Here is a 21,137-nt window from a genome sequence, read left to right as displayed (position 1 = left end):
TTTTTTTGCCCAAATTTTATCTTTCACTTCATGCTTTTTCGGGTACTACCTAATAGAGAGGCAGATCAGAATCATTCCCTTAAAACATGTTCATAGTTCATTCATGAATGTTGAAGAACCTCATCTTAATCTCATGTGAACCTCATGCAAGAGTAGAGTGGGACATGTTAGAATCAATTTAACAGTTAGATCAAGTCTAAATGTATATTTAAACCGAAGCCGAATATGATTTTAATAGTAGATATATAACAGCCGTGAGACCCATTAGAGGAGGACGACATGATGACAGAACGTATGACAACGAATCAGGGAGCACCTGTAGGTGACAACCAGAATTCCCGCACAGCAGGCAGAAGAGGGCCGACACTGCTTGAAGACTACCATCTCATTGAGAAAATAGCCCACTTTGACCGTGAACGTATTCCCGAAAGAGTCGTACATGCGAGAGGTGCCGGAGCTCATGGTGTATTCACGCTGGAGCAGAGTATGAAGGCTTATACAACAGCTGACTTCCTACAAGATCCAGGTACGGAGACGGATGTGCTGGTTCGTTTTTCAACCGTTATTCATGGTACGGGATCACCAGAGACTGCACGAGATCCACGTGGATTTTCCGTCAAATTTTACACACGGGAAGGCAACTATGATATTGTCGGTAATCATCTGCCCGTTTTCTTCATTCGTGATGCGATGAAGTTCCCTGATATGGTGCATTCCTTGAAGCCGGCTCCGGATACAAACATTCAGGAACCTGCCCGATATTGGGACTTTATGACCCTCTCACCGGAATCAACACATATGATGACCTGGTTGTTCTCTGATCTGGGCACACCAGCAAGTTATCGGGAGATGGATGGTTTCAGCGTACATGCTTTCAAATGGATTAATGCACAGGGACAGGTCCACTATGTGAAATACAAATGGGAGTCTGCACAAGGCGTGCGAGGCTTCTCTCGTCAGGAAGCTGCCGAGGTACAAGGACAGGACTTTAATCATGCTACCCGGGACCTGCATGAACATATCAAGAACGGGCAATACCCGCAGTGGAAGCTTCAGGTACAGCTCTTGAAGCCGGAGCAAATGGATGATTTTTCTTTTGATCCTCTCGATCCAACCAAAACATGGCCTGAAGATGTATTGCCGTTCCATACGGTAGGAACCATGACCCTGAATCGGAATCCACAAAACTTCTTTGCTGAAGTGGAGCAGGCGGCCTTTTCTCCTAGTGCGCTTGTACCCGGAATTGAGCCTTCCGAAGACAAATTGTTGCAAGGACGCCTATTCTCCTATCCAGATACACAGCGTCACCGGCTTGGACCGAACTATTTGCAAATTCCGGTGAATTGCCCGTACGCACCCGTTCGTAATCATCAGCGTGATGGACTCATGAATGTGAATCAGGACCCAACTCCGGTGAACTATGAACCCAACAGTTCAGGAAACAGCCCGCAAGAAGATCCGGCATACCGGGACAGTCAGGTTCCGTTGCAAGGGCATGTTACAAGAGAGAAAATCGAGAAGACGGATGATTATACGCAGTCAGGGGAGCTTTTCCGTTCATTTACTCCTGTAGAGCAACAACATTTGCTTGATAATCTGATCAATGACCTTAAGGGCGTATCTGTTGATATTCAAATGCGTGCCCTGTGCCACTTCTTCCGAGCGGATGGACAGCTTGGCGGACGTTTGGCTCATGGACTCGGCGTGGATATTTCTGCACATATGCCGTCACAGGATGGAAAATAAAGTACAGTTTGACCATGTTCTACAACATCATACGGACTAATATTCGTTGAAGACCGGGCAGAGCCGCGAACGTGCGGAACTCCCGGTCTTTGGCCTTTTTTACTGAAATGGAAAACAAATTTACAAATCATTTACATAAAATAGCTGACATAGAGGTTGACTTCTCATTTGATGGCACTACAATGGGTAGTGTGAGGGGTGTCAGAAAATGAGAATACACAATTTCAAAGTGGGTGAGCGTGGGCTCAACCGATTTTTCGGTCCGCTGGAAGCCAAGATTATGGACATTTTATGGGCTCATCCTGGCAGTAGCATCCGTGAAGTGCAGACCGCACTTGAACAAGACAAAGACGTCAATTTTAATACAGTCATGACCGTGATGAACCGGCTCGTAGACAAGGGACTTCTCGGAAAGTCACAAAAGGGCAGAACATCTTTGTACCAACCGGTACAGAGCAAGGAGGAGTTTATGAACGACCAATCCAAGGAACTGTCACATGAGTTGGTGGATGAATTCGGAGCTTTGGCATTGAATCATATGCTGGATGCGCTGGACGAAGCAGATGCGGGTCTGATTGAACGCTTGGAACAGAAGATCAAACAATGGAAAAAGGATAGCGATTAAGATGTGGAAGACCCGCTCGAAACTTTTGTTTACCGTCGGGTTTGGCATTCCGTTACTCGTGTTCATACAGATGTTCATGTACGCGATGTACAAAATTTTTGGCTGGGATATCCCGTTTAACCTGCTCTGGCTCTGCAATCATTGGATGAGTCGACTGGGATGGTTATCCGTGGGACATTTCCTGCTGGCACTGGTATTGCTGACATTTGCGGGAACAGGTTGGTTGTTAATGGTGCGTATGATGAAAACCAGAGCAGCCGTACGTAAGCTTCGCTCCATGGAGGTGCGTGCATTGTCTCGCGAACTGGAGTCCAAGTATCACCATCTCGGACAGCCGGGATTCATTGTGGTGGACAAGCATTCTCCGGTTGCATTTACAATTGGTTTATGGAGACCTTGCATCGTACTCTCCACGGGACTTCTGACGATGCTGGATGCAGAAGAGGAGACTGCAGTTGTGTACCACGAAGTCCATCATCTGTGGCACCGTGACCCACTGAAGACAACACTGTTATCGGTATTTGCAATCATGATGCCGTACATTCCCGTATTGAAGCATACTTCGAAACATTACAATATTGTGAGAGAAATTCTGGCAGACAATGAGGCCATTGAGCGTACAGGCAATGTGGCAGGCATTGGCAGTGCTTTGCTCAAGTTGCTCCGTGCTTGTCCTGAACCTTGGGGGGCGAAAGAACTGACCGTTCAATCCTCATTTGCGGATACGTCGGTGAATGTCCGAATTTCACGTCTGCTGGACCCGGAACAGGACGTGACGCTGAGGTTGCCACGTTATGCTGTTCTGATGTCGGCTACTGTTTTTCTATTGCTGTCTATCTTGTTTGTTTGGTCCATCGGATAGATTAATTGGGCTACATGTGAAGTCGAATATAATGAGGAAGGAAGATGAACATGAATAATAAAAGTGTAGAGATTGGATTACTTTTCTCAAGGATTATGATCGGTTTGATCTTTGTATTGCACGGCTGGAGTAAATTCGAAGGTGGAATCAGCGGTACGGTAGGTTTTTTCGAAAGCATTGGTATTCCCGGATTTCTTGCATCCGTTGTAGCCATCATTGAGTTGGTAGGTGGTGCAGCGATGATTCTGGGTCTGGGAACACGTGTGTTTGCTGCCCTGTTTGCCATCGTGATGGTTGGCGTTCTGTTTACAGCCAAAGTGGGTGAGCCGTTCCTGAGTGGTACCGAGTTAGATTACCTGCTGCTGGCGGGTTCCCTGACACTGCTATTCACAGGAAGCCGCCTCCTGGCCGTGGATTATCTGTTCTCCAGACAGGGGAACGCTCGCCAGAATGTGAGTGCTTGAATTGACTAACGATCGCTAAAAAATAATGAAGTGCAGGATGAGTCCTGTAACGAGGTTCTTTATTGGCCAGGCCGGTTCGGGAATTGATTTGCGAACCGGGCTGATCAGTAGAGAACTTTTTTCGAAATATAGGGAGTTATGTTATTTCACCATCCTTCTCTATATTTCTTCGGAATGAAACACGCTGAGCCGCTAGAGGACGCGACAGCCGTTTCACCTTGTTTGGACGACATGCCTATGGTTTGTTACAATGAGAATAAGTATGCTACTAAGAAAAAATAAGGAGGATGCATTTTATGATTAACGTCATTCCATCCGATGCCCGCTCCAGCTTCGATCGAGGCTGGCTCCGTGGTAGTCACAGCTTTTCTTTCGGAGAATACCAAGACCCGGAGAATACGGCGTTTGGACCGATGCGGGTAGCGAACGACGATGTGATTGCGCCTGGTCGCGGTTTTGGAGCTCACCCGCATAGTGATATGGAGATTGTATCGATCGTACTGAACGGCAAGTTGCGACATGAAGATAATCTGGGCAATGTAGCCGTTACAGGCTTTGGTGGTATCCAGCGGATGTCAGCAGGCAGTGGCATGATTCATACCGAACATAATGCATCCGATACCGAAGAAGTACGTTTGCTTCAGCTCTGGTTCATGCCACAGACAAAAGGGTTGGAGCCCTCCTATGAGACGACATCATTTGATCCAGCGGCATTGGCAGGAGCACTCGTGCCGATTGTATCCCCAGATGGGGGACCAAGAGTTGCGACCATTCATCAGGATATGACGATCTACCTTGGCCGATTAGCCAAAGACGAAACGTTAACCTTTAATCAGGATGCAGGCCGCCGAATGTACATTTTCTCCATCGAAGGCAAGCTGGGATTGGATGGAGAGTACCTGTTGAACGAAGGCGACACGGCTCGTGTGGAACAGCGGGATTCAATCGAACTGCAAGGAAACGAAGATACGTTCTATATGATTATTGATTTGCCGTAGATGGCTGATGAAATGAACTCCAAGATGAAGGAGGATATACACGTATGGCGCAACAGGAATGGTTTATGGTTAAACATGCGGTGACCGGACGAGGATTAGCTAATAGCAAAACAGATTCCCTGTCCTATCGGTTCCAACAGGAGGGTACAAGTTTCATATTTACCGTTACGGGTCTGGACGAGCAGATTGTGGAACAGATTATGGAGCTTAGACAGGAACTGAATGTATTCCGTTTTGTCCAACGCAAGGATCAGCCCCTTTTGAAACACTGGTACTACGTAGATGGTGAACGGGTAGTATACGACAGGGAGAGTCACACGCTAAGCATCTATGCGAAGTCGGAGATTCGTTATGTGCCTGAAGATTATTTTGCGGATTAACTTATAAGTACCTATAGAACTTGGAACATCTCAGAGGTCTCTGTTAAATACAGAGGCCTTTTTGCTGTCTAAAAACTCAGAGAATTTAATCGTAATTTTGCAAAAAAGACCACATAATTCCCTGCTGTCTGGCACAAGCTACCTTGTATAAAAACAAGAACGGAGGGGCGGCATATGGCAGACAAAACATCTGGGAAAGACAAGTCCGGACAACCGGGACGAGCTTCAGAAGAAAAAAAACATATTCCTTTGGGACTGCCGTCCCCGCCTTTTCTTCGGCAGCCAATTAGTGCAGTACATGAAACTCAGATTAAGGCGGTAAAGGAGATATTCTCCGATTGTTCTGATGTGGTTTTTCGCAACGTCATGATTACGCCTGAAGTGAAAGGACTTCTCGTCTATATTGAAGGTATTGTCAATTCGGCTGATATCCAGGAACACATGCTGCGACCGATTATTCGAGGGCTGGTGCAGCAGCGAACAGATGAACCTGATGTTCCACTGGATGATACAACCGTTGAGCTAACACAGGTGAAGCGAGTGGATACCTGGGCTGCTGCGACAGAAGGGGTGCTGGCATCCTCTGCCCTTCTGGTGGTCGACGGAAGTAACAAAGCCTGGATGTTCAATGTCAAAGGTGGAGTCAGACGTGGTGTGGAGGAACCGCAGACAGAATCCGTGATTCGGGGACCGCGGGAGGGATTTACGGAAACGCTCCGTGTGAATACGGCCTTATTGCGGTTCAAGCTGAAAACACCTGCTCTCAAGATGGTGAGTATGACCCTTGGAACAGACACCAAGACAGATATTGTGCTGACCTACCTGGAAGGTATTGCCGATCCAAAAACGATTCAAGATGTTAAGAAACGTCTGGAAAAAATCAATATTGATGGCATCCTGGAGACGGGTTATATCGAGGAATTGATTGAAGATCATCCGTATTCCCCTTTTCCTCAGATGCACTACTCGGAGCGGCCGGATACCGTTGCAGGCAATCTGTTGGAAGGACGCTTTGCCATTATGGTAGATGGAACCCCATTCTCGCTGATTGCTCCAGTCACGATGTGGCAGATGCTGCAAGCCAGCGAGGATTATTACGAGCGATTCTTCATCAGTAATCTGGTGCGGTGGATTCGCTTCCTATTCGTAGCCATCGCTCTGTTCCTGCCAGCCTTGTATATTTCTATTACAACATTTCATCAGGACATGCTGCCAACTACGCTGATTCTAAGTATCGCAGGTGCCCGGGAAGCCATTCCTTTTCCAGCTTTGGTTGAGGCGCTCATTATGGAGCTGTCGTTCGAAGCTCTCCGGGAAGCGGGGGTCAGGTTACCCAAAACAGTGGGTCAGGCTGTCAGTATCCTCGGTGCACTTGTGATCGGACAGGCCGCAGTTCAAGCGGGGATTGTATCCGCACCGATGGTTATTATCGTATCCATGACAGGAATAGCTTCCTTCACGATCCCGCGATTTAACTTCGCGATTACGGTGCGTCTACTCCGATTTCCGATCATGTTACTGGCAGGTATGCTTGGACTATATGGCATCGTCATCGGCTTGGTTCTGATCTCGGTACATCTGACACAGATGACTTCGTTCGGTGTCCCATATCTCTCCGGTCTTAGCCCGTACAGTAAAACAGATACCAAAGACATTCTCATTCGTGTGCCATGGTGGAAAATGATCAATCGTCCTTCTACGGTACATCGGGATCAGAAACGGATGACCGAAAAGATCAACGGTTCCCCTGAAGCTGAGGAAGGGTGGTGAACCCATGCAGTTCATATATAAGTACCGGGCAGTGATAGCGCTGTTGTTATGTACCACTTTTATTTCAGGTTGCTGGGATCGTAAGGAGATTAACGATGTTGCCTTTGTGATTGGTATTGCTGTCGATAAGGAGGGGGACAATTACAGATCCAGTCTTCAGATTGCTCTGCCGGGACAATCCGGTTCTTCCGGTAGTGAGGGAGGCGGAGGCGGCACGAGTGGGGATAAATCCTGGTTCATGTTATCCAATACAGCCAAATCATTGCATGGTACGTCTATTGAAGGTCAAAAGGAACTCTCACGAACAATCTATTATGCGCATCGCCGTACGATGCTTATTGGTGAGGAGCTTGCCCGGGATGGCGTGGCCTCCATGCTTGATCTGTTTACGCGGTATCCGCTGAACCGATTCTCTGCATTGCCAGTGGTCACAAAAGGTGCAGCATATGAGGTCATGGATACGGATGCACCTATAGAGAAGTTTCCATCCGAGATGGTGCGGGAACTGTGCTTCCTCAATATGCGTAATCCACGTTCACTTAAAACGTTTATAGATGCCATTCTGAGTGAAGGTGTCGATCCATTCCTGCCGGTCGCTTCGAAAGTGAGCAATGTTCCAAAAGGGTGGAAGGACGCCAAAACAAACATCAAGCTGGATGGATTGGCCATCTTCAAGAAAGATAAGTTGGTTGGCATGATTGACAAAGCTCCAGCTGATGCGCTCATTCTTGCTATGGGCGAAGCCAATGCGCCGGAGATTATGGTTAAAGCTCCTGGCGGAGATGGAGATATGTTCATCAAGTTGAACGAGAACAACGCTTCACTACATCCCAGTATCAAGGCTGATAAGGTCACCGTGAATATTGAATTATATGCCAAGGGAGTTCTCGTAGATAACGAATCCAATTATGGTGACCGACGTGAGAATGAGATTCAGAAGATAAATGAAGCCATTCACGAGAAAATAAAATTGGATATCGAGGAAGGTGTCCGGTTGGTTCAGGGAAAATATCATGCGGACATTCTTGGAATCGGTCGATCCATTCATCAACATCTGCCGGCCAAGTGGGACACGATGAAGGATCGCTGGGATGACATATACCCTGAAGTCGAGGTGACGGTTACTCCCCATGTCATTATTGAAAACGTTGGGGTGAGCAATAAACCAATTGGCGTCGGAGAGGATGAAGTTGTACATGATTAAACCACTCTTATTTACCTTCCTGGCCATGGTAATCGTGGTCATTTTGATGGATTTCAGACATTTAAAACAGGCAGCTGCCATTAATCGCTGGCTATCCTATAGTTTGATAGCAGTGGCTACAGGCATTTGGTTCTATGTGACTAATCTAAGCAAAACCTTATTTGTGTCGGTATGGATAAGCCACGTTATCCAGCGCTTACTGCCACTGCCCTAGGTTGTGGACAGGATGCATTAAGTTTGCGAGATCGCGAGAGGGAAAGGAGGTATATCATGAATCAGAGAGTGACACACCGTCAGATGATCCTGCTCGTGCTGCTGCTCAGTATTTCAGGAACGTTAATTCAGCCTCACGCGCAAGCTATCTACTATGCGGAACAACACGCTTATCTCTCGTATATACCTGTAGTCGTAGTGATGCTTGCATCCATGTGGATGTTAAGTCGGGTCCAGCGGAGATTTCCGGATCAGGATCTATTTCAAGCCCTTGCTGGGCGATTCCCCTTTTTGGGAAGGCTCGCAGGATTGATGTACATTTTGTTTTTTTTCTTTGTGTTTGCGAGGGATATCCGGTTAACGGGGGATTATATCAGCATAACTTTGTTAGAGACCACGCCCATCTCCATCATTGTGTTATCTCTGATCGTTATGGGAGTTTTTATCGTTAGAGGTGGGCTCGGCTCCTTAATCGGTATGTCGGAGTTGTATGTGACATTGTTTCTCTTAAACTCCGTGATTGTGCCTTTCATGCTCATTCAACAGATCAATATGGATAATTTGATGCCGTATTTTCACGTTGATGTTACGGGAGTGGGCAAGGGGAGTTGGTACATATTTTCGTTTTACGGAGAGATGATTGCATTACCTTTTGTTATCAAGGGCAGTGATTTTCGATATAAATCGGTTGTGTCAGGTATTATCCTCTCTGCACTCCTGATGATGTTAATCCTTGTGGAGACTATTACCTCCATTGGAGTTCCTATCGCTTCAAGGTTGGTGTATCCCTCCTATGAACTGGCAAGACAATTGCAAATCAGTGATTTCTTGGATCGGTTTGACCTTGCGCTGGCAGCGGCAACCTTGCCTACTATGATTACGAAGATTGCATTTGACCTGTACTTTGTCTGCTGGGGATTGAAGCGAATCATTCCGAACGTATCGGGGAAGGTATTGACAGGCCCGATTGCCCTTGTCGGATTTGTCTGTGCATTCTGGTTCTTCCGAAATGCCATTCAGCTCAATCGTTTTACTCGAGAATGGACATGGATTGCCATTGTTTTTGAAGTACTGTTCCCTATCGTGCTGTTTCTTTTCCTTCGTCCTCGCAAAAAGGATAAAAAAGAATCTACCCAACAGAGAGCGGGAGACCAGCCAAAGAAAGAGAAGCATGAGCCGGAACAAAAATCGGCTGATTCGGAGAAGGACGGAGAGAAAAGACGGAAAGATTCTCATGGCGGAGAACTCCAGCCTTCCTGATACATCCCATCAAAAATCCTTATAGATGAACGGGCAAAAAGAGGGAGAGTACAGTTTCCCTCCACAGAAGTACCCTGTATACTGTAGTCAGACTGATGAACATTCGGCTGAACTAACGGGGGGAACATGAATGGCTCAACATTTGGCAGGTGTGCGTGTAGCATTGACAGGACCACGAAAATCGAAAGAAATGTCCATACTGGTTGAAAAAATGGGTGGAATCCCGCTTGTGCGACCGGCACAGGGGACCGTATTCCTGGATGATCGGAGTATCAGGGATGGGCTGGTATCTTGGATCTCAGACCCGCCAGACTGGGCGGTGTTAACTACGGGTATGGGATTGGATGCATTATTTGAAATGGCTGAGGATATGGAAGTGGCGGGAAAATTACTGGATGTATTATCGGAATCCTCAATTGCGGCAAGGGGATACAAGACGGTGAATGCGCTCAAAAAGCGCAAGTTAACACCGCTGGTACGAGATGATGACGGTAGCACGGACGGGCTCATTCGAGAATTCACCCCACATGATCTCGCAGGGAAAAAGGTTATGTTGCAACTTCATGGGGAGACAGCTCCCAAGCTCGTTGCATGGTTGGAAGAACAAGGTGCCATCGTCAGACAAGTGCTTCCTTACCGCCATGTACCGCCAGAAGAGGCAGAGTTGGAACAGTTATTAAATGAAATTCTAAATTTCGAAGTAGATGCTGTTGCGTTCACAAGTGGACCGCAGGTTAGGTTTCTGACGCAATATGCGGCCTCCCAGGACAAGCTTGAGCCGATGCTTGCAGCCTTCAGACGAGGTGTAATTCCTGCGTCTGTAGGTAAAGTTACCGCAAACTCCATGCGTGAAGAAGGCATTGAGGCACTGGTCATTCCGGAGGAAGAGAAGATGGGAGCACTCATCGTTGAGCTTGGACGTTACTTTGCAGCAGGGCGTGCGGCCAAGATTAGAGATTAGTGGCCTACTTTTAGATCAGTTCGACAAAAGCTTTTGGCGTCGCTTCATGAATAAAGAGTGTGCATTAAGCTTAACCGCATCGCTATATGATGCGGTTTTGTTTAGATTATAGAATTTATACGTTACAACTAAAACACGAATGTACATCCTTGATAGTGCTTCGATCAGAGGCTTTTGTTATCTCGAAGAAAAGGTGGAAATGACGATGACCATTTCAATCCGTAACGCCAGACCCCGACTGATCATTGCAGGCAACGGAAGTGGTGCAGGGAAAACGACAGTAACCTTAGGGCTAATGAGAGCACTCGCTCAGCGTGGCTTGAGTGTACAAGGGTTCAAATGCGGCCCGGACTATATTGATCCGACATATCATACCGCCGTCACGGGCAGACCGTCACGTAATCTGGATGCATGGATGACATCGCCTGAGTATGTGAGAGATACGTTCGAGAAGGCATCGGCGGGGCATGATATTTCTATTATAGAAGGCGTTATGGGCCTCTACGATGGCAAAGATCCGCTCAGCAATACAGGCTCAACTGCAGAGATTGCTCTAGTGACCCAGACTCCTGTGATCCTGGTTGTGGACGTACGCAGCATGGCTCGCAGTGCGGCCGCGATTGTACTGGGTTTTCAACAGCTGGAGCCTGAATTACATATTGCCGGAGTGATCGTCAACCGTTGTGGAAGTGCGGGTCATTATACCATTGTGAAAAAAGCCATTGAGCAGATGTGCGGCATTCCGGTGGTTGGCTGGCTGAAGCGGGACGAGGACATGTCCATCCCTGAGAGACATCTTGGACTTTTACCTGCCATTGAGCGGGGTGAATTGAAACCATTATTTCAGCGGGCTGCCGATGTGCTGATGGAAGGCACCGATCTGGATCTTCTTCTGGAGCTGGCGACAAGCGCCCCACCTTTGAATGAAGAAGAAGTGATTCCTGCAACTACTGCCCAAGCTGATTCGGCTAATGCTGAATCAGGCTCGAATTACGATCCACTTTCCAATTCAGTGATCCATGTTAATAATCGACATGTATCATATGTGATGCAGCCTGTCATTGCCGTTGCGCGCGATGCGGCATTTAATTTCTATTATCCCGATAATCTGGAATTGCTCGAAGCGGCCGGGGCTCGATTACATTACTTCAGTCCACTCGCTGGCGAAAGTATTCCAACAGATGTGGATGGCATCTATTTGGGTGGCGGGTTTCCAGAGGAGTTTGCAGCAGAGATTGCCGGTAACCAAGATTTATTGGAAGGACTTCGACGCGCAGCACAATCCAACATGCCTTTATTTGCCGAGTGTGGTGGTTACATGGTGCTTGGAGAAACGTTGACCGACCGAGAGGGAGTTACTTTCGACATGGCGGGCATTATCCCCGCACAGGTGCAGATGCAGAAGAAGCGCGCTGCGCTTGGCTACCGTGAAGCGAGTAGCGTTCAGGATTCCTTTTTACTGAAAAAGGGTGAAGTACTTCGAGGTCATGAATTTCATTATTCGACAATGACCTATCGTGATGAAGAAACGATTCCTTATGCGTATGAGACCAAGGGGATGCGTGGCTTGAAGCAAGAGGGATATGCCGCAGGCAACATCGTGGCGGGGTATACGCACGTTCATCTGGGCTCTTATCCGGCAGCTGCTCGAAGATGGGTGGAACATTGTTTAGCCTATCGGCAGGAGCGAGATATGCAGAGATAATAACAGCTATTTATAGCTCAAATAGATAGCTGAATTCAATAAGCAAAATGGCTCTAATCTCGCTTTTACCTCCTGAGTCTTTGGTCGTGAAGTTGGCAATCCTATTCTGAATTAAAGGTTTTCAGATGAATATGTGGAATGAATAAAAGACAGAATCATTATGCGAGGGAGGGACATCATGATGAGAACCGTATGTGTAACGGGAGCTGCTCGGGGATTGGGATTGGCTTTGACGGCACAGATGCTGAAGAGAGGGTATCTCGTGTATGCGGCCGGTCTGGACGTGGAAGATTCCGAGGGGATTCGTATGCTTGCAGAAGGATATCCTGACCATCTGCGCGCCATCGAACTGGATATCGCGGACGACCTGTCGGTAGCTCTGTTCACGGAGACATTGAAGCTGGATACGAATCATTTGGATATGCTGATCAATAATGCGGCTATACTAGGAAGTATTACGGATCATATCCGCGGGCCGTTGAATATGGCGGAGATGGCTGAAGTATTTAATGTGAACACCTTAGGTTCACTGCGTGTGACTCATTCCCTGTTACCCCTCCTTCTTCAAGGACAGGTCAAGCTGATTGTTGATATCTCTTCCGAGGCTGGAAGTATAGAGCAATGCAGTCGGGATGGGTGGTATGCCTATTGTATGTCCAAAGCTGCTTTGAACATGCAGGCCCGTCTTGTGCACAATGGTCTGAAGGATGAAGGCGGACAAGTGATGCTTGTGCATCCCGGTTGGGTACAGAGTTATATGAGGGGCGAATTGGATGTTGCTGCGGATCTCACGCCCGAGCAATCTGCACAGCATATCGCAGTACTTATCGACCGCCATAAACAGTTTAAAGGAGATCAGCCCGCATATGTGGACTACAAGGGAGAGAAGCTCCCCTGGTAGTTGGTTTTATACAGTGAGGTGAACAAGAAAGGAGATTAATTGAATGGATCATCGTAAAAAAGCATTACTACTTGGCGATTATACACATCCGGATTGGCACCCGCTTCAGGGGGTGGATGCGGAGATAAGCCGAATTTTCCATGATACTATGACTGTGCAGTGCAGTGAGAATCGGAATATGCTGCTGCAAGAAAATATAACCGGGTTTGATGTATGTATCTCATACATGGACGATTGGAAGGGTAAAGTCTCTCCACAGCAGACAGCAGGTTTGTTGTCCTATGTAAGTAATGGGGGGGGACTGGTCATTATACATAACGGCATTTCGCTCCAAAATCGTTATGAGCTCAAACAGATGATCGGTGCCAAGTTCCTGCATCATCCGGCGTATACACCGCTTGAATTCACTGTAACGGCGGAAAGCCATCCCGTGACGGAGGGCATCTCGAATTTCACAATGGAAGAAGAGCCTTATCAGTTCGAATTTGGTTCTTTTGCCGAAACGAAAATATTGCTTGAATATCAATCCGAAGAAGGACCAAAGCCTGCGGTTTGGGCTCATCGATATGGTGTTGGGCGTATTGTTTATCTGATGCCGGGTCACCATGTGCCGTCTTTTGCACACGAAACGTACCGCAAGTTACTTCTGCAAGCAGGCAAATGGGCTGCGCGTTACGTCTGATCGGACTGACATTTTTGCGTGCAGAGTATAAGGGGTATAATATAGAGATCAACGAAGAGGAGGATGACAAAAATGAGCGATTTGTTCAAAAAGGCGATCTCGTTAGGGCTTGGTCTTACTGTCGTAAGCAAAGAAAAAATTGAGAAAACCGTGGATGATTTGGTCAAGCGCGGGGAACTTGCGCCCGGTGAATCCAAAGCTTTGGTTGAACGTCTACTGGAACGGGGCGATGAAGAGCAAGGCCAGTTCAAGAGAGTGATTCAAGAACAGGTCAAGCGTGTGCTTCAGGAAGCTGGTGTGGCATCCGAAAGTGATGTAACCAGTCTGGAACAGCGCGTTGCCGTTCTGGAGAAAAAACTTGCCGAACTGGGCCACTCACCACAGCTTCAACCTGATGAATCCCCAGCTCCACTTGAAGTTCCTCCTCCTCTCAAAGGAAACGAGATCGAGTAGATGGCAGTGCGAATCAAACATGTCGGCAGATACCGTGAAATTGCCATGGCGCTAGTGCGTCATGGCTTCGGTTATATGGTCGAGGAGCTGGGTTTGTTCCAGTTGCTGGCTCTGCCCAGACGGTGGATGTCGCGTGAAGCACACACCACCAAAACGCTGAGTGAACGTATTAGGCTTGTGCTGCAGGAGCTGGGGCCAGCTTTCGTTAAGCTGGGGCAACTCGCAAGCACAAGGGCAGATCTGTTGCCTGAGTCTGTCATTCGTGAGCTGGTGAAGTTACAGGATCAGGTCCCGCCGTTCTCTTCCGAGACGGCACGGGGTATTTTGGAACAGGAATTGGATACACCGCTGGAGGAGATCTTTTCCCGGTTCGAGGATACCCCTGTAGCTGCGGCCAGCATTGGACAGGTGCATCTGGGCAAACTTCAAAGCGGTGAATTGGTAGCCATCAAGATTCAGCGGCCGGGCATATCGCGTATTGTGCAGCGTGACCTGGATATTTTGCGTGAGCTGACAGCCATGGCCGAGAAGCGCTGGGACTGGGTGAAGCAATATCAGATTCCGCAAATGGTCGAAGAATATGCTCAGGCGTTGATGGCCGAGCTGGATTATACGGTCGAAGGCCGAAATACGGAAAAGATTGCACAGCAGTACCAACAGGACAACAAGGTGAAAATCCCGGCAATTTACTGGGATCAGACTTCGTCCCGTGTGCTCACTATGGAGTATATCGAAGGTATCAAACTCAATGATCGTGAAGAACTGGTCAGACGCGGTCATGATCTGAATAACATTGCCGAGCGACTGGTGGATTCATTATTGAATCAGATCTTTATTCAGGGTTTCTTTCACGCTGACCCACATCCAGGCAATCTGATGGTATTAAAGGATGGACGTCTTGCTTTTATAGACTTCGGTATGGTGGGCAGTCTGAGTGATGAGATGAAACAACAGCTCGCTTCGCTTATTATTGGGTTAATGCGCAAAGATACCGACAGTATGATCCGGGCGATTGAGAAACTCGGCATGATGCCAGATGACATGGACCTGCGTGGTCTTCATGTGGATTTGGACAAGTTGCGTACCAAATATTACGATATTCCCTTTTCCAAGATTAGTGTGGGTCAGGCGTTGAATGATTTGTTCGGCGTAGCTCAGAGGCACCGGGTTGTCATGCCTGCGGATATTCTGCTGCTCGGTAAATCGTTGCTAACGATGGAAGGTGTAATCGAACATCTCGATCCTACCCTGAGCATTGTAGATATGGCCGAGCCTTTTGGGCGGAAGCTGATCAAGGAACGTTTTAGCGCAGGAAGAATCAAGAATCGGTTGTTCCGCAGTGCGGCTGATATGGCAGAGAGTGTCATTGGTCTGCCAGGGCAGTTAAGGCAATTATCATCCATTATTAGCAAAGGCAAGCTGAGGCTGGAGATTAGTGTCCCTGAACTGGATGCACTCATGCGCAGAATGGATCAGATTAGTAATCGGCTGTCTTTCAGTATTGTGTTACTTGCCTTCTGTATCATTATGGTGGGCCTGATTATCGGTTCGTCGATCAGTCATCAGTCCACGATGCTGTGGGATATTCCGGTCATTGAGATTGGTTTCCTGGTGGCGATTCTAATGGTGGCTTTCCTGCTCTATTCGATATTCAAATCGGGAAGGTTCTAGCAACGGCATTACATCACAAGAATACCCGTAAAGAGACTTTCTTCAAAGGATCTTTGCGGGTTATTTTTTGTGAATAGAGAATTGGTGAGTAAATTATAGAAAGATTAAGATAATAGAAGAAAAGGTTCTGTTTTTTCGCCTTAACTGTATTAGTACATATCCGGTCCTGTGACTATAATAATAGGTCAGTACATTAACGGACCCGGTTTTTCTGAGAGGGGAAAACCTATTGGCATCAGGATCAGCTCCTGATGTCGCACGAGTAAGACAACTGAGGCAGTAATGGAACACCAGCGGTACACACTGGAACGGAAAAGACATGAGTGCATATTAACCCTTCAAAGCAATATGGATGGTAAATAATGATGCAACTCAGGGATGAGCATAGGTGAATGACGCGGAGAGGAATCCGTTGTTTTGTGCTGTCCTGGGTAGATGGTTAGTGTGAACGGCTTCCGTTACTGTTCAGCGGGATTGTCCATTATAAGGAATACACGTAGGAGGAACGGCAAGAACATATGAATACTTTAAAACAACAATGGTTTGGCAACATTCGCGGAGACGTGCTGGCAGGCATTACGGTAGCGCTGGCGTTAATTCCGGAAGCCATTGCGTTCTCCATCATTGCGGGTGTTGATCCGATGGTCGGATTATACGCTTCGATTACGATTGCGATTGTGATCTCGATTGCTGGTGGAAGACCAGGCATGATCTCGGCGGCAACCGGTGCCATGGCGGTACTGATGGTTGGACTCGTCAAGGATTATGGCGTGGAATATCTTTTTGCGGCGACGATTTTGACGGGCATTATCCAGTTTCTACTGGGCATATTTAAGGTTGGACGGTTTATTACGTTTGTGCCTCATTCGGTACTGACCGGATTCGTTAACGCACTGGCTATACTCATCTTTATGGCGCAGTTAACCCACTTCACGGGAGCGAACTGGATTATGTATGCGATGGTAGCGGGCACGCTGGCGATCGTTTATATTTTGCCACGGTTTTTCAAAGGCATTCCAGCTCCACTGATTGCAATCGTCGTGATGACGATTATTACCGTGGTGTTCCATCTGGACGTAAGAACGGTAGGCAATATGGGAAATATAACGAGCACTCTGCCGATGTTCCACTTGCCAAATATTGCGTGGACTTGGGACACGCTGATTATTCTGTTGCCTTATTCATTCACCATGGCACTGGTTGGTTTGCTGGAATCCCTGCTGACTGCAACCATCGTGGATGAGATGACCGAGACCAAGAGCAGCAAGAATCGTGAAGTGCGTGGTCAGGGTATTGCGAATTTTGTTAACGGTTTGTTTGGCGGCATGGGCGGCTGTGCGATGATTGGGCAGTCGGTCATTAATGTGAAATCTGGTGGACGTGGAAGATTATCCACGTTTACTGCGGGTGCGTTTCTCGCGATTCTGTTGCTGCTGTTTAGCGGTGTGGTGAAACAGGTACCGATGGGTGCGCTCGTTGGTGTGATGTTTATGGTGTGTATCGGAACATTCGACTGGAGTTCTATCAAAAATATAACTCGCGTGCCGCGCGCGGAAGCCTTTGTCATGATCGTGACGGTGGCAATTGTGGTCTATACCCACGATCTGTCGATCGGGGTTATGGTCGGCGTTGTGCTCAGTGTGCTGCATTTTGGCTGGAAACAGACCAAGATTCGCGTACAGGCGAGCCAGGAACAAGGGCAGAAAGTATATCGGGTTCACGGACCATTCTTCTTTGGCTCTTCGTCCCGCTTTGTAGATGAGTTCGATGCAGAGGCCGATCCGAAGGAAATCACGATTGATTTCGGAGGTTCACATATCTGGGATAACACTGCGGTTGTGGCTATCGGCAAATTGAAGTTCAAATACGCGAAGCTAGGCAAAACCGTGCACCTGCGCGGGTTAAACGAGGAAAGCTCCCGTATTCTTGAACGGAGTGGATTTGCTACAGCTGGAGGGCACGGTTCGTAACTTGGTTGCAACGAAGGTTGTTGTCCAAAGGTGCAATGTCTGACTATAGTTACGCGGACAAGGTGAAAAATGAACGGTTTAGTAAATCTGGAATTAAGGATCTAAACAAGTAATGAAGTTATGAGGGCTACTGTCCTAAAGTAGTGGTGAGCAGACATGTGACAGCCCTGTGTAGTAGATAACATAAAAAGATACTTTCTATCAACGGCGCACTTTTTCCTAAAATAAATTGGGGAGAGGGCGTCGTTGTTTTTATTAGAGTGTGTGGTGTGTACAGTGAAGAAGAGAACAGAAAAAGAACGAAGAAGAAGAAGAAGAAGAAATAGTTCTAATGGTGGTAGTGGTAGTTCTAGTAGAAGTTGTAGTAGTAGTTCTAGTAGAAGTATAGGTAGTGCTTGTTGTTGTTGTTGTTCCTAGTTCTAGTATTTGTAGTTGGTGTTCTGGTTCTAGTATATGTTGTTATTGCTGTAGCTGATGTTACTGTGTTGATGCTTGTGTCCTCCCTATGTGTAAACTCTAACGAACCTGGCGCGTCTTATATGGAACTATTTCATGTTTTCGTTATTCTAACGAATCTTAGACATCTTATTTTGCTGATTCCACCTATACTGATGCCGTTTCCCCGGTATTTCCGAGTAATAAGGTGACTGGAGTTCGTTAAAAAATCCAAACGGCTTTAATTGGCGTAATAGGGTGTCCTGGATTCGTTAGAATTAGTGGTAAGTGGGGGGCGATCGTTGGAGCTATTTTCGAACCGCGAGAGATCTTGATCTCAATGTACGGAGTTATGTGAGGTACTCTTTCAATTCCTGAAACTTTTGCAAAATAGCTTCCTTTTGATCTGTTTCAGAATATCCTGTACAACAATTTATAGAATCATAGCAGCTATCTCAATCTCAACGAAATCTCTAAACTATCCAAGGATTATGAACATAACGATCCAATACATCTTTCTCAAGGAGCGCCATCAGACACTGTAGCCCGCATAACCTCCGCCTGACCATGTGCAGTTCAATCCTCAACCCCATTCTACAGAGTCAGGGTCATACTTCGAGCTAGCGCTTTAGCTTACTCCACTCATCATCATTCTCAGAGGGGCTCCTATAGTTACTCTCAAAACCAACCTCACACACTCTCTCATAACCGTCCTCAAACTCACTTGGTCGATACAAGTTACGCTGATCTTGGGGTTTTGTGCTACAAGTTGGGGGTGTAACGCTGTATCCCCTTTTGTTTTGCTTGACTAACGTGTAAACTACAGGGTATGGAGAAGAAGAGCAACGAGTGGATTGCTTTTTAAAAAATTCATTTCATAATCATGATTGATATAAGGAAAACTAGTCTTGATGGCAGATACTGATACTAAGGTCATTATGAAATGGACTTATCTAAATGAATATACAGAGGTGTAACGATTGGCAAACTTTGAACAACTGGGCATTCGCCCGGAATGGTGCGAGATCCTGAAACATCAGGGCATCGCCGTGCCGACTCCGGTACAGGAGCGTTCGATTCCGGTACTGTTGGGTGGACGCGATATTATCGCTGAGGCACAGACAGGGACAGGGAAAACGCTGGCATTTTTGCTGCCGATTATTCAGAAAATTAACGTATCCGACCGTTCTCCGCAAGCGCTGATTATCGCGCCTACGCGTGAGCTTGCGCTGCAAATTACGGAAGAAGCGAAGAAGCTCACGGCAAATGACGATAAACTGCACGTGCTTGCCGTATACGGTGGGCAGGATGTGGATAAACAACTGCGTAAATTGCAGAACGGTACCCAGATCGTTATTGGTACACCGGGTCGTCTGCTGGATCACCTGCGCCGTGGCACGTTGAAGCTGGATAATGTGAAAAAACTGGTGCTGGATGAAGCCGACCAAATGTTGCACATGGGCTTCCTGGACGATGTGGAGACGATTCTTAGTGAGCTGCCACACAAACGTCAGACCATGCTGTTCTCAGCAACGATGCCAAAGGGCATACGCAACCTGGCGAAGACCTACATGAAAGATCCGGAAGATGTGAAGGTATCTTCCCAATCTGTTATCCCGATCAAACAGATTCGCCAGCAGGTGCTGGAATGTACGGATCGCGGCAAGCTTGAAGCGCTTCGCGGCATGATTGATACGTATCGCCCATACTTGGCGATTATTTTCTGCCGGACCAAGCGTCGTGCATCCAAGCTGAACCAAGATCTGCGTGAAGCAGGTTATGCAAGTGATGAACTTCATGGAGATCTGTCCCAATCCAAGCGTGAGAACGTTATGAAAGCGTTCCGCGATGCCAAACTGCAAGTACTCGTTGCTACAGATGTAGCTGCACGTGGACTTGATGTTGAAGGCGTTACGCATGTATTTAACTACGATATGCCGCATGATGCGGAAAGTTATATTCACCGGATTGGTCGTACGGGCCGTGCAGGCGGTACAGGTCTTGCTGTAACGTTTGCAACAGAGCACGACAGACCGGAACTTGCACGTATTGAACAAGGGATCGACCAGAAGCTGTCCCGTATCCAGTGGACGAGCGAAGGTCCAATTGCTTCAACTGGAGCAGCTAGACGTTCAATCAACGGTCAAGGGGATGACGAACGTTCAGGTGGACGCTCTTCCGGAACTGGCAGTGCTCGTCGCGGTGCAGGCCGTAACGATCGCAGAGATGGCGGACGTGGTTCCCGCGGCGGCGAAGGTGGTCGTAGCGGTGGCCGCAGTGGTGACGAGCGCAGCGCAGGCCGTGGTTCCGCACGCACCAGCGACAGCAGTCGCGGTGCAGCAGGCCAAGGTGGACGCGGTGCGGGTCGCAGTGGCGACGAGCGTAGCGCAGGGCGTGGTTCCGCGCGCAGCAGCGACAGCAGTCGCGGTGCAGTGGGCCAAGGCGGACGCGGTGCAGCTAGCAGCGGCTGGGCTGGCCGTAGTGCCGACAAGCGCACCTCCGGGCGCAGCAGCGAAGGCTCTCGCCGTCCGGAATCCGCAGGACGCGGACCGGCGAAGGGCGACCGTCGCGATTCTCGTCGCGGACGGTAAAGCCTTGGCGCAAGCGGCGATGCAGCCGCACTTGCGCAGGCACCATGCCATGCCACAGGGTTTGGCATGGCACATATGAGAGGATTCGGGTACACATGTACCGAACCCTCAGATCAAGGGTCGCGACGGAACCACGTCGCGGCCCTTTTTCACCAGGACAGATGCTCATTTCCGCTTATTCTTTTTGTCATCTGTGAGTGCCTGTTTGCGTGCCTACTTGATCCATGGAAGATGCCATTTAGGTAT

At 47.9% G+C, this 21,137-nt stretch carries 18 protein-coding genes; all 18 read left to right on the top strand.

Translation table 11 applies throughout. From position 1 onward, the window contains the following. Positions 1-282: 282 nt before the first annotated feature. The 18 genes from C170_RS18630 to C170_RS18545 all read left to right on the top strand — a co-directional run bounded on the left by C170_RS18630 (position 283) and on the right by C170_RS18545 (position 20,891). Entirely contained in the window at positions 283-1,746 is a 1,464-nt protein-coding gene (locus C170_RS18630; protein ID WP_036612802.1) for a catalase, read from the top strand. 208 nt (positions 1,747-1,954) lie between these two features. Further along, entirely contained in the window at positions 1,955-2,371 is a 417-nt protein-coding gene (locus C170_RS18625) for a BlaI/MecI/CopY family transcriptional regulator (RefSeq protein WP_036612800.1), read from the top strand. A 1-nt stretch (position 2,372) separates the two neighbouring features. Beyond that, positions 2,373-3,233: a M56 family metallopeptidase gene (locus C170_RS18620; RefSeq protein ID WP_036612798.1), complete on the top strand. Its 861-nt coding sequence runs from the start codon at positions 2,373-2,375 to the stop codon at positions 3,231-3,233. A gap of 50 nt (positions 3,234-3,283) precedes the next feature. Further along, complete coding sequence (locus C170_RS18615; RefSeq protein WP_100528505.1) at positions 3,284-3,697, top strand: DoxX family protein; 414 nt, start codon at positions 3,284-3,286, stop codon at positions 3,695-3,697. Between the two features lie 296 nt (positions 3,698-3,993). After that, positions 3,994-4,695 (top strand): pirin family protein, encoded by a 702-nt coding sequence (locus tag C170_RS18610; protein ID WP_036612794.1) that lies wholly within the window; start codon positions 3,994-3,996, stop codon positions 4,693-4,695. 44 nt (positions 4,696-4,739) lie between these two features. After that, positions 4,740-5,075 (top strand): hypothetical protein, encoded by a 336-nt coding sequence (locus C170_RS18605; RefSeq protein ID WP_036612792.1) that lies wholly within the window; start codon positions 4,740-4,742, stop codon positions 5,073-5,075. Between the two features lie 174 nt (positions 5,076-5,249). Then, positions 5,250-6,845: a spore germination protein gene (locus C170_RS18600; RefSeq protein ID WP_051447282.1), complete on the top strand. Its 1,596-nt coding sequence runs from the start codon at positions 5,250-5,252 to the stop codon at positions 6,843-6,845. Between the two features lie 4 nt (positions 6,846-6,849). After that, positions 6,850-8,049, top strand: a complete 1,200-nt coding sequence (locus C170_RS18595; protein WP_051447281.1) for a Ger(x)C family spore germination protein — start codon at positions 6,850-6,852, stop codon at positions 8,047-8,049. Then, positions 8,042-8,263, top strand: coding sequence for a hypothetical protein (locus tag C170_RS30845; protein ID WP_036612790.1), 222 nt, complete (start codon positions 8,042-8,044; stop codon positions 8,261-8,263). Before C170_RS18595 ends, C170_RS30845 begins: the two co-directional genes overlap by 8 nt. A 56-nt stretch (positions 8,264-8,319) precedes the next feature. Beyond that, complete coding sequence (locus C170_RS18585) at positions 8,320-9,522, top strand: GerAB/ArcD/ProY family transporter (RefSeq protein WP_051447280.1); 1,203 nt, start codon at positions 8,320-8,322, stop codon at positions 9,520-9,522. A 130-nt stretch (positions 9,523-9,652) separates the two neighbouring features. After that, on the top strand, positions 9,653-10,483 hold the full coding sequence (locus tag C170_RS18580) for a uroporphyrinogen-III synthase (protein WP_036612788.1): 831 nt from the start codon (positions 9,653-9,655) through the stop codon (positions 10,481-10,483). A gap of 205 nt (positions 10,484-10,688) precedes the next feature. Next, complete coding sequence (locus tag C170_RS18575; RefSeq protein WP_036612785.1) at positions 10,689-12,188, top strand: cobyrinate a,c-diamide synthase; 1,500 nt, start codon at positions 10,689-10,691, stop codon at positions 12,186-12,188. Positions 12,189-12,366: 178 nt separating this feature from the next. After that, complete coding sequence (locus C170_RS18570) at positions 12,367-13,089, top strand: SDR family oxidoreductase (RefSeq protein ID WP_235200797.1); 723 nt, start codon at positions 12,367-12,369, stop codon at positions 13,087-13,089. Between the two features lie 43 nt (positions 13,090-13,132). Next, complete coding sequence (locus tag C170_RS18565; protein ID WP_036612782.1) at positions 13,133-13,771, top strand: ThuA domain-containing protein; 639 nt, start codon at positions 13,133-13,135, stop codon at positions 13,769-13,771. Positions 13,772-13,843: 72 nt separating this feature from the next. Continuing rightward, positions 13,844-14,224 (top strand): phasin family protein, encoded by a 381-nt coding sequence (locus C170_RS18560; RefSeq protein ID WP_036612779.1) that lies wholly within the window; start codon positions 13,844-13,846, stop codon positions 14,222-14,224. Continuing rightward, entirely contained in the window at positions 14,225-15,895 is a 1,671-nt protein-coding gene (locus C170_RS18555; RefSeq protein ID WP_036612776.1) for an ABC1 kinase family protein, read from the top strand. Between the two features lie 518 nt (positions 15,896-16,413). After that, positions 16,414-17,865, top strand: a complete 1,452-nt coding sequence (locus tag C170_RS18550) for a SulP family inorganic anion transporter (protein WP_036612773.1) — start codon at positions 16,414-16,416, stop codon at positions 17,863-17,865. A 1,415-nt stretch (positions 17,866-19,280) separates the two neighbouring features. After that, the gene (locus tag C170_RS18545; protein ID WP_036612770.1) at positions 19,281-20,891 is read left to right on the top strand and encodes a DEAD/DEAH box helicase; all 1,611 of its coding nucleotides are present in this window, start codon (positions 19,281-19,283) and stop codon (positions 20,889-20,891) included. Positions 20,892-21,137: the final 246 nt, after the last annotated feature.

The sequence above is a fragment of the Paenibacillus sp. FSL H7-689 genome (assembly GCF_000517905.1).
GTDB classification, from domain to species: domain Bacteria; phylum Bacillota; class Bacilli; order Paenibacillales; family Paenibacillaceae; genus Paenibacillus; species Paenibacillus amylolyticus.
The sequence above is the reverse complement of the archived record's forward strand: the minus strand, read 5'-3'. Positions and strand labels throughout refer to the sequence as shown.

Bases quoted from the DNA above. Each gene is read 5' to 3' on its own strand.
- C170_RS18630 (WP_036612802.1), top strand. From the start codon at position 283: ATGACAGAACGTATGACAACGAATCAGGGAGCACCTGTAGGTGACAAC.
- C170_RS18625 (WP_036612800.1), top strand. From the start codon at position 1,955: ATGAGAATACACAATTTCAAAGTGGGTGAGCGTGGGCTCAACCGATTT.
- C170_RS18620 (WP_036612798.1), top strand. From the start codon at position 2,373: ATGTGGAAGACCCGCTCGAAACTTTTGTTTACCGTCGGGTTTGGCATT.
- C170_RS18615 (WP_100528505.1), top strand. From the start codon at position 3,284: ATGAATAATAAAAGTGTAGAGATTGGATTACTTTTCTCAAGGATTATG.
- C170_RS18610 (WP_036612794.1), top strand. From the start codon at position 3,994: ATGATTAACGTCATTCCATCCGATGCCCGCTCCAGCTTCGATCGAGGC.
- C170_RS18605 (WP_036612792.1), top strand. From the start codon at position 4,740: ATGGCGCAACAGGAATGGTTTATGGTTAAACATGCGGTGACCGGACGA.
- C170_RS18600 (WP_051447282.1), top strand. From the start codon at position 5,250: ATGGCAGACAAAACATCTGGGAAAGACAAGTCCGGACAACCGGGACGA.
- C170_RS18595 (WP_051447281.1), top strand. From the start codon at position 6,850: ATGCAGTTCATATATAAGTACCGGGCAGTGATAGCGCTGTTGTTATGT.
- C170_RS30845 (WP_036612790.1), top strand. From the start codon at position 8,042: ATGATTAAACCACTCTTATTTACCTTCCTGGCCATGGTAATCGTGGTC.
- C170_RS18585 (WP_051447280.1), top strand. From the start codon at position 8,320: ATGAATCAGAGAGTGACACACCGTCAGATGATCCTGCTCGTGCTGCTG.
- C170_RS18580 (WP_036612788.1), top strand. From the start codon at position 9,653: ATGGCTCAACATTTGGCAGGTGTGCGTGTAGCATTGACAGGACCACGA.
- C170_RS18575 (WP_036612785.1), top strand. From the start codon at position 10,689: ATGACCATTTCAATCCGTAACGCCAGACCCCGACTGATCATTGCAGGC.
- C170_RS18570 (WP_235200797.1), top strand. From the start codon at position 12,367: ATGATGAGAACCGTATGTGTAACGGGAGCTGCTCGGGGATTGGGATTG.
- C170_RS18565 (WP_036612782.1), top strand. From the start codon at position 13,133: ATGGATCATCGTAAAAAAGCATTACTACTTGGCGATTATACACATCCG.
- C170_RS18560 (WP_036612779.1), top strand. From the start codon at position 13,844: ATGAGCGATTTGTTCAAAAAGGCGATCTCGTTAGGGCTTGGTCTTACT.
- C170_RS18555 (WP_036612776.1), top strand. From the start codon at position 14,225: ATGGCAGTGCGAATCAAACATGTCGGCAGATACCGTGAAATTGCCATG.
- C170_RS18550 (WP_036612773.1), top strand. From the start codon at position 16,414: ATGAATACTTTAAAACAACAATGGTTTGGCAACATTCGCGGAGACGTG.